Origin of the sequence: Sphingosinicella sp. YJ22 (assembly GCF_011320075.1) — a bacterium.
Lineage (GTDB): Bacteria > Pseudomonadota > Alphaproteobacteria > Sphingomonadales > Sphingomonadaceae > Allosphingosinicella.
Map to the genome: position 1 here is coordinate 13,797 of NZ_JAANPA010000029.1, position 13,092 is coordinate 26,888.

Genomic DNA, 13,092 nt, shown 5'->3' on the forward strand with positions numbered 1-13,092 from the left:
CCTCAGGATGAACCGCAGAAGAGCCGTCTTCAGTGGCGCGTCTTGTCGGCGAGCTTGCCGAACAGGTGGTCGAGCGCGCGGGCGGCCTTGTTGGCGGCGGAGGACACTGCCTCGGCGATCCGCGCGCCTTCGGCATGGACCGCGATCGGCTGATGTCCGTTGGGTCGCGCCTCCAGCGACACGCGCTTGTCGTTGTTGGAATGCTTGGGCCCGTTCACGTCGGTGACATGGATCTCGACATGGGTGAGGCGCTGCTCGAACCGGGCGAGCTTGTCCCGCACGCGCTGCTCCAGCCGCTCGTTGGATTCGGCGTCGGTGACGATCTGGTTGTCGGTGTTGATCTGCACGAACATGAAGGGACTCCGGTTGGTATTCGAGCGGCTGGGCCGCCCCCGCTCACATGGAAATGCCGGGCCCGCGCGGCGGTTCCGGCGGGACTGGATGTTCGCGCTTCGTTTCGGTAAGCCGAGCCATGGCCAAGCCGAAGAAACGCTATGTGTGCCAAGCCTGCGGGGCGGTCAGCCCGCGCTGGCAGGGGCAGTGCGCCGATTGCGGCGACTGGAACAGCCTGGTCGAGGATTCGGCCGCGGTGGTCACTCCGTTCTCGGCGCGGCACGATCTGCGCTCGGGCGGGCGGCGGGTCGAGCTGGTCGGGCTCGACGCCGACGTGGCGCTGCCGCCGCGGACCTCGACCGGCATCGCCGAGTTCGACCGGGCGTTGGGCGGCGGCCTTGTCGCTGGCTCGGCGACGCTGATCGGCGGCGATCCCGGAATCGGCAAGTCGACGCTGCTGCTCCAGGCGGCGGGGAGCATCGCCAAGCGCGGGATCGGGGTGATCTACGTGTCCGGCGAGGAAGCGGCGGACCAGGTCAGGCTTCGCGCCCGGCGGCTTGGAGTCGATGCGGGCGGGCTCCAGCTGGCGGCGGCGACGTCGGTGCGCGACATCCTGACGACCCTGGCGGAGGAAGCACCGGCCCTGGTCGTCATCGATTCGATCCAGACCATGTATTCGGACCTGATCGAGGGCGCTCCCGGTACGGTCAGCCAGGTGCGCGCGGCGGCGCACGAGCTCATCCGCTTCGCCAAGGAGACCGGCGCGTCCCTGGTCCTGGTCGGCCATGTCACCAAGGAAGGCAGCCTCGCCGGGCCGCGCGTGCTTGAGCATATGGTCGACACGGTGCTCGCCTTCGAAGGCGAGCGCAGCCACCAATATCGCATCCTGCGCGCGACCAAGAACCGCTTCGGCGGCACCGACGAGATCGGCGTGTTCGCGATGGCCGAGAGCGGGCTCAGCGAGGTCTCCAACCCCTCGGCCCTGTTCCTCACCGACCGCGGCGACGCGGTGCCGGGCGCGGTGGTGTTCCCGGCGCTGGAGGGGACGCGGCCAGTGCTGGTCGAGATTCAGGCGCTCACGGTCCGCCTCGCCAGCGGCGCGACTCCGCGGCGGGCGGTGGTCGGCTGGGACAGCGGGCGCCTCGCGATGATCCTGGCGGTTCTGGAGGCGCGCTGCGGCCTCAGCTTCTCGACCGCCGAAGTCTATCTCAACATCGCCGGCGGATATCGCGTGAGCGATCCCGCGGCGGACCTGGCGGTGGCGGCGGCTTTGGTGTCGGCCCTGTCCGAACGGCCGGTGCCGGCGGAGACGGTGGCGTTCGGCGAACTGGCCCTGTCCGGCGCTCTGCGGCCGGTGTCGCACTCCGGCCTTCGCCTCAAGGAAGCCGCCAAGCTCGGCTTCGAGCGCGCCCTTGTGCCAAGCGCCGTGGCCGCGGAGAAAAACGGCCTGGCGCTCACCGGCTTCCGGGGCCTGCGCGAGCTGGTTGATCATCTGCTCGGACGGTGATGCGACCGCTTCCCCTCATCGGAAACCTCATCTAACCAGCCGCGCATGACGGCGCTCGACATCATTTTCATCCTGCTGGTTGGCCTGGGGCTCGTGTTCGGGCTCATGCGCGGCTTCGTTCACGAGGTGCTGTCGCTCGGCATCTGGATCGCGGTGGTGGCCGCCCTGTGGCTGCTCCATGGGCCGGTGAGCGGCGCGCTTGAGCCGGTCATCGGGACCACTTCCGGCGCCTATATGCTCGCCTTCGCGCTCATCTTCCTGGTCGTGCTGATCGGCGGCAAGCTGATCGTGCGCCAGATCGGCGGCGTGACTCGGCGGTCACGGCTCGGCGCGCTCGACCGCATCCTCGGCGGCGGCTTCGGCGCCTTGAAGGGCCTGCTCGGCGTGGCCCTGTTCTACATGGCGTTCAGCCTCGTCTACGACACGATCTGGGGGCGCGACGCCTTGCGGCCGGACTGGGTGGCGCAGGCGCAGACCTATCGCCTGGTCCACTCGGCCTCGGACACCATTGTCAACCTGGTCGACGCGCGTCGCAACCGCGGCCGCCCGGCGGCGGATGCCGGCAATGAGGCGGAGCCGAGCCGGCGATGACGACGATCAGGCTCCACGACACGCTCGCTCGCGCCAAGCGCGACTTCGAGCCGGCGGACCCGAGCCGGGTCACCATGTATGTGTGCGGGCCGACGGTCTACAATCGGGCGCATATCGGCAATGCCCGGCCCGCGGTGGTGTTCGACGTGCTCGCGCGGCTGATCCGCCATAGCTACGGCGCCGGCAGCCTCGTTTATGCCCGCAACGTCACCGACGTCGACGACAAGATCATCGACGCGGCGCGCGACGAGGGCGTCGACCCTGCCGTCGTGACCAAGCGCTACGAGGATTTCTACCTCGCCGACATGGGGGCGCTTGGCGTCCAGCCGCCCAACATCGCCCCCAGGGCGACCGAGCATGTCGGCGAGATGATCGCGATGATCGCTCGGCTGATCGAGACCGGCAACGCCTATGAGGCGGACGGCCATGTCCTGTTCCACGTGCCGTCGGATCCCGATTACGGCGCGCTCGGGCGGCGCGACCGCGAGGCGATGATCGCCGGCGCGCGGGTCGAGGTCGCCTCCTACAAGAAGGACCCGGCCGACTTCGTGCTGTGGAAGCCGTCGACCGAAGGCGTGATCGGCTGGGAGTCGCCGTGGGGCCGCGGCCGGCCGGGCTGGCACATCGAATGCTCGGCGATGATCGAGAAGCATCTCGGGCAGACGATCGATATCCACGCCGGCGGTCTCGACCTCATCTTCCCGCATCACGAGAACGAGATCGCCCAGAGCCGCTGCGCCCACGCGGGCGCGCCGCTCGCGCGCTACTGGGTACACAACGGCTTCCTGTCGATGGCTGGGGCTGAGAAGATGTCGAAGAGCCTCGGCAACGTCGTCACGGTCGGCGAATTGCTGGAAGAGGGTTACGAAGGAGAGGTCCTAAGGTTCGCGCTCCTTTCAGCGCACTATCGCCAGCCTCTTGAGTGGTCAGCTCAACTGATTGCTCAGAGCAAATCGACCCTCGATCGGTGGTATCGCGCCAAGGCAATATTGGTGGAATTAGGAACGCCTGAAGTTCCAGACATCGTTCTCGACGCCGTGGCCAATGATCTGAACACCCCTCTCGCGATAAGCCGTATCGGAGATTTGGCGAAAAAGGCTTTGGAAATGAGGCTTGGGGCTGAACTCGCTCAGACGTTAGGAGATCATGAGCGTGTTCAGGAACTAAAAAACCAAGCTGCTCGGTATGCCCGTCAAATGTGTGGTGGCGCGGCGCTACTGGGTCTCCTTACCACTTCGTCATCCGTCTGGTTTCAAGGTGAGGCCGCAAGGATCGACAAATATCTCACCGAACGGATCGCCGCGCGCGCAGAGGCCAAGAAGCGGCGCGATTTCGCCGAGGCCGACCGGATCCGCGCCGAGCTGCTCGACGAGGGGATTGTGCTGGAGGACGGGCCGCAGGGTACGACCTGGCGGCGGGTCTGACCTTCATCCTCCCTGTCCGCGAAGCGGATGGGGAGGGGGACCATGCGCAGCATGGTGGAGGGGCATCGGAGCGGGCCCCTCCAGCCCCTCCACCACTCGCTTCGCGAGCGGTCCCCCTCCCCATGAAGCTGCGCTTCACAGGGAGGATGTTCCTTGGCCGGCAACGCTCCTATATGCCCGGAAGTGACCTCGCCCCTCTACAATCGCGACATCCTTCGGCTGGCGGCGTCGATTCCGCATCTGGGGCGGCTTAATCATGCCCAGGCGCGGGTGGAGCGGACCTCGCCGCTGTGCGGCAGCCGAGTCGCGGTAGAACTTGTCGTCGATGAGGGGGGACGGGTCGCCGAGCTTGCCCAGGACGTGAAGGCGTGCGCGCTCGGGCAGGCGTCCGCCTCGCTGATGGGCACTCATGCGCCGGGGCGGACGGTGGACGATCTGGAGCAGGCGCGCGATTCGCTCGCGGCTTATCTCGCCGGCAGGCGAGAGGATGCGGGTGACTGGCCGGGACTGTCGATCTTCGCGGTCGCCCGGTCCTATCCGGCCCGGCACGCGTCGATCCTCCTCGCATTCGAAGCGGTGGCCGAAGCCGCCCGGACCGCGTCCCGCACGCGCGTGGCGGGATAGGCGCGATGGCGGTCGAGGGGGAACAGGCCGCGCTCGTCCTGGAACAGGGCGTCATCATCCTCGGCGCCGCGCTCGGCTTCGTCACGCTCTACCGGCGCTTCGGCATCGGCGCGGTGCTCGGCTATCTCACCGCGGGAATGCTGCTCGGGCCCCATCTGCTGGGGGTGGTAAGCGACGCCGGAGCGATGATCGCGATCGGCGACATCGGCATCGCCATGCTGCTGTTCCTGGTCGGGATGGAGCTCCATCCGAGCCGGCTGTGGCGGCTCAAGAAGGACATTTTCGGCCTCGGCGTTAGCCAGGTGATCGTGTGCGGCGTGGCGTTGACGCTGCTGGTCGGCTTCGCTCGCGACATCAGCCTCGCCGCGGCGGTGGCGATCGGGATGCCGCTGGCGCTCTCGTCGACGGCGCAGGTTCTGCCGTTCCTTCGCGGCACCGGCGAGATCAATACGAGGCGGGGCGAGCGCGCCTTCTCGGTGCTTCTGCTCCAGGACCTCGCCATCGTTCCGATGCTCATCGTCCTGACGGCGATGTCGCGCGCGCCGGGGGTCGAGGCGCAGCCGGGCTGGCAGATCGCCGTCACCGCGCTGGCGGCGATCGCAGGGCTGGTGATTGCCGGTCGCTACCTGCTCAACCCTTTGCTGCGCATCGTCGGCCGGGTCAGCGAGCGCGAGCTTTTCGTTGTCGCGGGATTGTTCACGGTGCTTGCCGCCGCGTCGGTGATGCACCTGCTCGGCCTGTCGATCGCGCTCGGCGCGTTCATCGCCGGCGTGATGCTCGCCGATTCGCCCTATCGGCACGAGCTCGAAGCCGCGGTCGATCCGTTCCGGTCGATCCTTCTCGGCCTGTTCTTCATCGCGGTGGGGGTCAGCCTCGACCTTAACGTCATCGCGATGCAGCCGCTGATCATCGTCGGAATGGCGCTGGCGCTGGTCGCGACCAAGGCGGGGCTGATCTGGGCCATCGCCCGCGGCTTCGGGGTTCGCGGCGGGGAGGCGCTCCGGCTCGGCCTTCTGCTCAGCCAGGGCGGCGAGTTCGCCTTCGTGCTGTTCGGCGCCGGCGCGGCGTCCGGAATTATCACCGAGGCGGCGGTGAGCCGCTACAGCGCCGTGGTCACGCTCTCGATGGTCACCACGCCGTTCCTGATGATGGTCTATGAGCATCTCTCGCGCCGCCGCCGCGCCGATGTCGATACCAGCCATCTCCCGGTGCCGACCGCAGCGACGACGGGCAGGGCGATCGTCGTCGGTTACGGCCGCTTCGGCCAGACTGTCGCCCAGATGTTGATGGCCAAGGACATCGACGTCGTCCTCATCGACTCCAAGCCGAGCCAGATCGAGGTCAGCGGCGATTTCGGGGTGAAGGTCTATTATGGCGACGGCACCCGGATCGACCTTCTGCGCCAGGCCGGCGCGGAGGATGCGCAGCTTCTGCTCTTCTGCATCGACGGAGTCGCGCTCGACTCGGAAAAGCTGGAGCCGATCCTCGAGGCGTTCCCGCAGGCCGAGGTGCTGGTCCGCGCCTTCGACCGGCGCCACGTCATGCGCCTGGACGGGGTGGAGGTCGCCGGAATCTATCGCGAGGTATTCGAATCGGCGGTGTCGATGGGCCGCGACGCCCTGCTCGCCCTCGGCGTCGGCAAGGCGGAGACCAGGCGGGTCGAACGCGCCTATCGCGAGCGGGACGCGGAACGGCTCGCGGAGCAGAGCAAGTCGGGCGACCTTGCGGTGCTCAAGGGCCGCATTTTCCGCCCGGGCGGCGAGATGCTCGAGGACAATGAGGGCGTGTTCGACTCGGACAAGCCCGACGGCACGACTGCGGAGTGCGGCTAGCGCAACGTCGCGATGATCAGCTTGGCGACCTCGGCGGCGTCGAGCTCGTCGGTCCTGACCCTCAGATCCGCAGTGGCGTAGAAGGGGCGGCGCTGCTCGGCGAGCCGATCGAGCACCACCTCGGGGTCACCGTGGGCGAGAAGCGGCCGTTCGTCCGAATCGGCGAGCCGGCTGGCGAGAATCGCCGGCGTGGCGTCCAGCCAGATCGTGAAGGCCTTGCTGCGCAGTGCTTCGCGAGTCTCGGATTCGGTGACGGCGCCGCCGCCGGTGGCGATCACCGAGGGCTCGCCGGCGAGCAGCCGCATCAGGGCGGCGCGTTCGAGCGCTCGGAAGGCGGGCTCGCCCTGATGCTCGAACAGTTCGGCGATGCTGAGCCCGGCGGCGTGGGTCACCGCCTCGTCGCTGTCGTGGAACGGCAGGCCGAGGCGAGACGCGAGCAGCCGCCCGACGCTGGTCTTGCCGGCGCCCATCAGTCCAACCAAGGCGAAATGGCGACTTCTCAGAGCAGCTGAAAAAGCCATGCCGGCAGGGCTATACAGGCGCGGGGGCGCTGGGGCAAAAGGCGCGGCATGCCTCCCAGTCGTTTGCAGCCCATGTATCCGTCCCGCCGCCGCCGCCCGATGGCGGGCCCGGTGCTGGTGGTCGTCCTCCTCCTGATCGTCGGGTTCCTCATCTACCTGTCGACCATCGACACGGAGGTGCCGGCGAGCCGCATCGAGCAGGACGTCACCAATGCTCTCCCCGCGCGCTAAGCGCCTGCTGATCGTCGGCGGCCTGATCGGCGCCGCGATTCCGGCGATTGCGGCCGCGACCCAGGAATCGCTGCTGCCGCCGGGCTTTGGCGATCCCAAGTCGCAGCCGCCCGTCGAGAACAAGGCGGAGCCGGGGCCGACTCCGACTCCGGTCGTCCCGCCCGGATTCGACCCGCCGTCCAACGCCAGCCAGCCGGTTCGCCCGCTGGCGCCGGAGGATACCGAGGATTCGGCGCTCCGCGACCTCGAGGCGCTGCCGCCTCCGCCGCCGGCGCGCTTCTACGACCTGCCGGCGGGCGAGGCGCGGCCGACCGATGTCGTCGGGGTGATCGATCCGGCAAGCCGCGGCCTGCCGGCTGACGCGTTCGGCGCGGCGAGCGGCGCCTATCTCGGATCGCTGATGGCGCAGCTCGACGCGCCGCTGCCGTCGCGCTGGGTGTCGATCACCTTGCGGCGCGCGCTGATCTCGCGCGTGCAGGCGCCGCGTCTCGCCGATCCGGTCGACTTCGTCGCCGAGCGCGTGCGGCTGCTGACCCGAATGGGCGAGGCCGATGCGGCGCGCATGCTCGCCCAGTCGGTCGACATCGTGAACTACACGCCGGCGATGGTCCGCGCGGCCTATGAAGCGGCGCTGGCCGCGTCCGACCCTGCCGGCCTGTGCCCGCTCGTCGAGAAGGGCCGGCAATTGTCCGACGACGCGGTGTGGCCGATGTCGGAGGCGATGTGCGCGGCGATGGCGGGCGAGCCGGCCCGAGCGACGACCCTGCTCGACGAGGCGCGGCGGCGCGGCGCGACCGGAGTCGACCTGATGCTCGCCGAGAAGGTGGTTGGCGCCGGCGGCGACACCCGCCGCTCGGTGTCGATCCGCTGGGAGGAAGTGACCGAGCTCAGCCCGTGGCGATTCGGCCTGGCCAGCGGCACCGGCGCGGAGATCCCGGACCGGCTGCTCGGGATCGCCGGCCCGCGCATGCAATCCTGGTTCGCCCGGGCGCCGATGGTGCCGGTGGCCCAGCGCCTCGCTGCCGCGGAGATCGCTGCCGCGCTCGGCATCTTTTCCGCCCAGTCGCTGGTCGACGCCCATGCGCTCGCCCTCGACCATGCCGAGACCGACAACACCGCCGAGAGCGTCGCCGGGCGGCTCCAACAGGCGTTTGGCGCAACCGACATGGGTGAGCGGCTGAGCGTAATGCGGGCCTTGTGGGACGAGCCGGCCGACGACCGGATTCGCCGCTATGGCCGGCTTCTGCTCACCTCCAACGCCGCCGCGCGCATTCCCGCGTCCGACGACAATTCCGGCGAGCTCGACATGCTCGTCGCGGCTCTGCTCGCCGCCGGCATGGACCGCGAGGCGGCGGCGTGGTCGGCGATGGCCGACGGCGAGGCCGGCTCGCTCGCCTGGGCGCTGCTCGCGGTCGGAGCGCCGCAACCCGGGGTCGGAATAGATGAGGGCCGGATCGAGGATTGGGGAGCGCTTCAGAGCGCCAACGCCTCGCAGCGCACCGCCATGCTCGCCGCGGCGCTTGCCGGGCTGGGGCGGATCGAGCCGCAGGCGGCGCAGGGACTCGGAGTCGCCGTCCAGCGCGAGAATGGCTGGACCCAGGCGCTCGACCGCGCCGCGGCGGCGCGCCAGCCGGGCACGGTGGCGTTGCTCGCGGGCGTTGGCATGCAGACCGGCGACTGGGCCGGAGTGCCGCCCGACCATCTGTTCCGGGTGCTTCGGGCGCTGCGCCAGGTCGGCCTCGATTTCGAGGCGCGGATGATCGCCGCCGAGGCGCTGACCCGGATATGACGGCCGAGCCGGCTCCGTCGGACCGGCCGCTGATCGAGGCCTTCCTTGAGATGATGGCGGCCGAGGCCGGAGCCGCGCGCAACACCTTGCTCGCCTATCGCCGCGACCTCGACGGCGCTTCGGAGACGCTTGGCGGCAGGCTGGGCGCGGCGGCCGCGGCGGACCTCCAGCGCCTCGCCGACGAATGGATGCCGCTCGCCCGCGCCACGGTCGCGCGCAAGTCGGCCGCCTTGCGCCGATTCTACGGCTTCCTTCACGCCGAGGGGCACCGCCCCGATGATCCCTCGGACGGTCTCCCGCGCCCCGGCATGGTGCGGCCGCTGCCCAAGGTGCTGAGCCATGGCGACGTCGAGGCGCTGTTCACGGAGATCGAGCGGCGGCGGGAGAAGGCGCTGCCCGGCGCGCTGCGACTCGCCGCTCTGGTCGAGCTGCTCTACGGCTCCGGGCTGCGCGCGACCGAACTGGTGTCGCTGCCGCGCTTCGCGCTCGCCGGCGACCAGCCGTTCCTGATCCTGGCGGGGAAGGGCGGGCGCGAGCGGCTCGTTCCGATCTCCGAGCGCGCGCGCGCCGCGGTCGCGGCTCATGCGGCCGACGTGCCGCGCGATTCGCTGTGGCTGTTCCCGTCGGGCAAGAAGCACCTGAGCCGAGTGCGCCTGTTCCAGCTGGTGCGCGAGCTCGCCGCCGCCGCCGGAATCCCGCCGGAACGAGTGAGCCCGCACGTGCTTCGCCACGCCTTCGCGACGCATCTGCTGGAGGGCGGGGCGGATCTTCGCGCCGTGCAGATGCTGCTCGGCCATGCCGACATCGCGACCACCCAGATCTACACCCATGTCGATTCGCGGCGGCTCGTCGAGCTTGTGAACAGCCGGCACCCATTAGCAGAGAGGACGCTCACCGACGCGCCTCTCGCCAACCCGCCCCGAATTGACGGCGAACCGCGCCGGCCCTAACCGCCGCGGCGATGGTCACGTTCCTGGATTTCGAAAAGCCGATCGCTGAGCTCGATGCTCGCGTCGCCGAATTGCGCGAAACCGCGCAGTCGGGCGCGCTCAACATCGACGGCGAGATCGCCAAGCTGGAGGAGCGCTCCGAGCGGCTCCTGCGCGACACCTATGCCAAGCTGACGCCTTGGCAGAAGACCCAGGTCGCGCGCCATCCGCACCGTCCGCACTTCAAGGACTATGTCGCGGGGCTGGTCGAGGACTTCGTGCCGCTCGCTGGCGACCGCAAGTTCGCCGAGGATCAGGCGATCATCGGCGGCCTCGGCCGTCTCGGGGGCCGCCGCGTGCTGATCATCGGCCATGAGAAAGGCGACGACGTCGCCAGTCGTCTCAGGCACAATTTCGGCATGGCCAAGCCCGAGGGCTACCGCAAAGCGGTGCGCCTGATGGAGCTGGCCGACCGCTTCGGCCTGCCCGTCGTCAGCCTGGTCGACACGTCCGGCGCCTTTCCCGGCGTGCAGGCCGAAGAGCGCGGCCAGGCGGAGGCGATCGCCCGCTCGACCGAGGCGTGCCTGGCGCTGGGCGTGCCCCTGGTCGCCGCCATCGTCGGCGAGGGCGGCTCGGGCGGCGCGATCGCGCTCGCCGCGGCGAATCGCGTGCTGATGCTGGAGCACAGCGTCTATTCGGTGATCTCGCCTGAGGGCTGCGCGTCGATCCTGTGGCGCACCGCCGAGAAGGCGCCCGACGCGGCCGAGGCGATGAAGATGACCGCCGCCGATCTCCACCAGCTCGGCGTGGTCGACCGAATCGTCGCCGAACCGGTCGGCGGCGCCCACCGCAATCCCCAGGAAGCGGTCACCGCGCTCGGGGCGGCGATCGGCGAGGAGCTGGACGAGCTCGTCGGCCTGCCGCGCGAGCGCCTGCGCCACGAGCGCCGGGAGAAATTCCTCCGCATCGGCTGACCGGCCCGGGACCTGAACCTCGGCTGCAGGAACGTCCTCAGGCGAAACGAGTTAGTTCGCCGACGTTCCGAAACAGTAGAGGAGCACCCTGTTGGTGCCTAGCCGGATCACGCGCGCCCTCGCGGCGCCGCTCGCAGCCATCATTTGCTATGCCTCCGCCGCCCCCGCGTTCGCGCAGAGCCAGAGCGCGGCGCAGGAGCATTCCCAGATCGTCCAGGAATTCGGGGGCGAGATCGGCGGCGATCTCGGCCGCATGGTCGACCAGCTCGGCGCCCGAATCTCCGCCCGCGCCGGCGGCCGGGTCAATCCCGACTTCACCCTCTTGAACTCGCCAGTGGCCAACGCCTTCGCGACTCCGAGCGGGCGCGTCTATGTCACCCGCCAGCTGCTCGCCCTGATGAACAGCGAGGACGAGCTCGCCTTCGTTCTCGGCCACGAGGCGGGCCATGTCGCGGCGCGCCATTCGCGAGGGCGCCAGAATACCGGCTTGCTCACCCAGATTCTCGCCGGGCTCGCCGGGGTCGTCACCGGCTCCAACATCGCCAGCCAGCTGGTCGGAGCGGTCGGCCAGCAATATCTGCTGTCCTTCTCGCGCAACCAGGAGCTGGAGTCGGACCGACTCGGTATCAGCTACATGGCCGCGAACGGCTACAATCCCTTTGCCGGCGCGGACATCCTCGAGACGCTGAACGCCTACAGCGAAAATCTGCGGCGCTTCTCGGGACGCACCGACGAACAGCGCTCGGCGCCGTCGTGGAACAGCACCCACCCAACCACGCCGCAGCGGGTCGCGCAGGTCCGCCGCCTGGCCCAGAATGTCGGCCGGGTCGGGGCTCCCCCGTCGCCCGCCGCCTATCTTGCCGCGATCGAGAACATGACGTTCGACGACGATCCGCGCCAAGGCATCGTCGAGGGCAGCCAGTTCCTCCACCCGGACCTCAGGCTCGCCTTCACCGTGCCCCAGGGCTACGGAATCCAGAACGGCACGCGCTCGGTGACGGTGTCCGGCAACGGCGGCCAGGCGATGTTCTCGACCGGCGCCTATAACGGGAACCTGCAGGCCTTCCTCGGCCAGGCGGCGCAGTCGGTCGTCGGCCAGAGCCAGGCGAGCTTCACCCAGCCGCAGAGCTTCACCGTCAACGGCATGCGGGCGCTCGGGACCAGCAGCCGCGTGCGGACTCGGAATAGCACTGTGGACCTGTCGATCGTCGCCTACGAATTCGCGCCGAACCAGGCCTATTACTTCGCGACGCTCACGCCCGCTGGGCGCGGGATCGGGCCGTTCGGGGCGATGATCCAGTCGCTCCGCCGGCTCAGCGCCCAGGAAGTCGCGGCGATCCGTCCGCGGGTCATCGACGTGGTCACGGTCGGCCGCAACGACACGATCCAGACGCTTGCGCGGCGGATGGCCTATAGCAGCTACCAGGTCGAGCGGTTCCGGGTTCTGAATGGCCTCGGCCCCAACGAGAATGTGGCGCCGGGCCAGCAGGTCAAGCTGGCCGTCTACGCGCGCTGAGGCAGGGCCCAAAAGAGAAGGGCGGCAGACTCGCGCCTGCCGCCCTTCCTTTGTTCCGTTTCCCTTGCGGGATTAGGACATGTTGCTCGCGACCGTGTTGAAGGTCGTGTTGAGCGTGCTGCCCAGGTTCGACATGGCGGCGATGGCGGCCACGGCGATGAGAGCGGCGATCAGGCCATATTCGATGGCGGTCGCGCCCTTGCTGTCACGGATGAACTTGCGAATGGTCTGCATGGATCTGTCCTTCGTCTGAAATTCGTTCAGGGAGGTGGGACGGCTGCCGATCGGAGCCGCCCCATCTCGGCCTGGTTACGACATGTTCGACGCGACGGTGTTGAACGTCGTGTTCAGCGACGAACCGAGGTTCGACATCGCGGTGATGGCGGCCACGGCGATGAGCGCGGCGATGAGGCCGTACTCGATGGCGGTGGCACCCTTGGTGTCGCGAATCATCTTGCGAATGGTCATCATGTTGGGTCTCCTTGGTCTCACTCGATCTTTTTTCTTTGCCTGCCGTCCCGACGCCTTTTTCGGTCAGCCTGCCCGGATTAAGCCGCTAAAGTTGACAAAAATTAAAACGCAAATCGTTAATTGCTGTTAACTGTGTCAGAGACGTTGTTCCACATCGTGGTGGTCGCCGTCGCAACATTGCGGAGGGATACGATCATTGCCAGGAAGATAAGCGCCAGGATCAGTCCGTACTCGACGGCTGTCGCGGCGCGCTTGTCCTGAAGAAATCGCTTGAGGTGACGCATCCCTGTCCCCCAGATCGACTGGCTTCATTGCCGGTCACCATCAGGATTTATCGCTATCGTGATTAA

At 68.7% G+C, this 13,092-nt stretch carries 15 protein-coding genes; 10 read left to right on the top strand and 5 right to left on the bottom strand.

Annotation, left to right across the window (positions count from 1 at the left end; translation table 11 throughout):
* Nucleotides 1-29 precede the first annotated feature (29 nt).
* Nucleotides 30-353, bottom strand: a complete 324-nt coding sequence (locus G7B71_RS10965; RefSeq protein ID WP_166040785.1) for an HPF/RaiA family ribosome-associated protein — start codon at nucleotides 351-353, stop codon at nucleotides 30-32.
* 119 nt (nucleotides 354-472) lie between these two features.
* On the opposite strand from G7B71_RS10965, the gene radA reads away from it, so the two are divergent.
* The 5 genes from radA (at nucleotide 473) to G7B71_RS10990 (ending at nucleotide 6,311) form a co-directional block, all read left to right on the top strand.
* Nucleotides 473-1,840 (top strand): DNA repair protein RadA, encoded by a 1,368-nt coding sequence (gene radA, locus G7B71_RS10970; RefSeq protein WP_166040787.1) that lies wholly within the window; start codon nucleotides 473-475, stop codon nucleotides 1,838-1,840.
* Between the two features lie 45 nt (nucleotides 1,841-1,885).
* A complete protein-coding gene (locus tag G7B71_RS10975) occupies nucleotides 1,886-2,431 on the top strand; it encodes a CvpA family protein (RefSeq protein ID WP_166040789.1) in 546 nt (181 codons plus the stop codon).
* Nucleotides 2,428-3,855, top strand: a complete 1,428-nt coding sequence (gene cysS / locus G7B71_RS10980; protein ID WP_166040791.1) for a cysteine--tRNA ligase — start codon at nucleotides 2,428-2,430, stop codon at nucleotides 3,853-3,855. The genes G7B71_RS10975 and cysS overlap by 4 nt, the downstream gene beginning before the upstream one ends.
* A 183-nt stretch (nucleotides 3,856-4,038) precedes the next feature.
* Nucleotides 4,039-4,479 (top strand): iron-sulfur cluster assembly scaffold protein, encoded by a 441-nt coding sequence (locus G7B71_RS10985; RefSeq protein WP_166040844.1) that lies wholly within the window; start codon nucleotides 4,039-4,041, stop codon nucleotides 4,477-4,479.
* Between the two features lie 5 nt (nucleotides 4,480-4,484).
* A complete protein-coding gene (locus tag G7B71_RS10990) occupies nucleotides 4,485-6,311 on the top strand; it encodes a cation:proton antiporter (protein ID WP_166040793.1) in 1,827 nt (608 codons plus the stop codon).
* On the opposite strand, the gene G7B71_RS10995 is transcribed toward G7B71_RS10990, so the two are convergent.
* Nucleotides 6,308-6,832, bottom strand: coding sequence for a shikimate kinase (locus tag G7B71_RS10995; protein ID WP_166040794.1), 525 nt, complete (start codon nucleotides 6,830-6,832; stop codon nucleotides 6,308-6,310). The two genes, G7B71_RS10990 and G7B71_RS10995, sit on opposite strands and share 4 nt — an antisense overlap.
* 48 nt (nucleotides 6,833-6,880) lie before the next feature.
* Here G7B71_RS10995 and G7B71_RS11000 point away from each other — a divergent pair, with 48 nt between their 5' ends.
* The 5 genes from G7B71_RS11000 to G7B71_RS11020 all read left to right on the top strand — a co-directional run bounded on the left by G7B71_RS11000 (nucleotide 6,881) and on the right by G7B71_RS11020 (nucleotide 12,271).
* Complete coding sequence (locus G7B71_RS11000; RefSeq protein ID WP_166040796.1) at nucleotides 6,881-7,063, top strand: hypothetical protein; 183 nt, start codon at nucleotides 6,881-6,883, stop codon at nucleotides 7,061-7,063.
* On the top strand, nucleotides 7,044-8,852 hold the full coding sequence (locus tag G7B71_RS11005) for a hypothetical protein (protein ID WP_166040798.1): 1,809 nt from the start codon (nucleotides 7,044-7,046) through the stop codon (nucleotides 8,850-8,852). The genes G7B71_RS11000 and G7B71_RS11005 overlap by 20 nt, the downstream gene beginning before the upstream one ends.
* Nucleotides 8,849-9,802 (top strand): tyrosine recombinase, encoded by a 954-nt coding sequence (locus G7B71_RS11010; protein WP_166040800.1) that lies wholly within the window; start codon nucleotides 8,849-8,851, stop codon nucleotides 9,800-9,802. The genes G7B71_RS11005 and G7B71_RS11010 overlap by 4 nt, the downstream gene beginning before the upstream one ends.
* An 11-nt stretch (nucleotides 9,803-9,813) precedes the next feature.
* Nucleotides 9,814-10,755: an acetyl-CoA carboxylase carboxyltransferase subunit alpha gene (locus G7B71_RS11015; RefSeq protein ID WP_166040802.1), complete on the top strand. Its 942-nt coding sequence runs from the start codon at nucleotides 9,814-9,816 to the stop codon at nucleotides 10,753-10,755.
* Between the two features lie 94 nt (nucleotides 10,756-10,849).
* Nucleotides 10,850-12,271 (top strand): M48 family metalloprotease, encoded by a 1,422-nt coding sequence (locus tag G7B71_RS11020; RefSeq protein WP_166040804.1) that lies wholly within the window; start codon nucleotides 10,850-10,852, stop codon nucleotides 12,269-12,271.
* Nucleotides 12,272-12,343: 72 nt separating this feature from the next.
* On the opposite strand, the gene G7B71_RS11025 is transcribed toward G7B71_RS11020, so the two are convergent.
* The 3 genes from G7B71_RS11025 to G7B71_RS11035 form a co-directional block, all read right to left on the bottom strand.
* Nucleotides 12,344-12,505, bottom strand: coding sequence for a Flp family type IVb pilin (locus G7B71_RS11025; protein WP_166040806.1), 162 nt, complete (start codon nucleotides 12,503-12,505; stop codon nucleotides 12,344-12,346).
* A 75-nt stretch (nucleotides 12,506-12,580) separates the two neighbouring features.
* Nucleotides 12,581-12,742: a Flp family type IVb pilin gene (locus G7B71_RS11030; protein ID WP_166040808.1), complete on the bottom strand. Its 162-nt coding sequence runs from the start codon at nucleotides 12,740-12,742 to the stop codon at nucleotides 12,581-12,583.
* A gap of 116 nt (nucleotides 12,743-12,858) precedes the next feature.
* A complete protein-coding gene (locus tag G7B71_RS11035; protein WP_166040810.1) occupies nucleotides 12,859-13,026 on the bottom strand; it encodes a Flp family type IVb pilin in 168 nt (55 codons plus the stop codon).
* Nucleotides 13,027-13,092 lie beyond the last annotated feature (66 nt).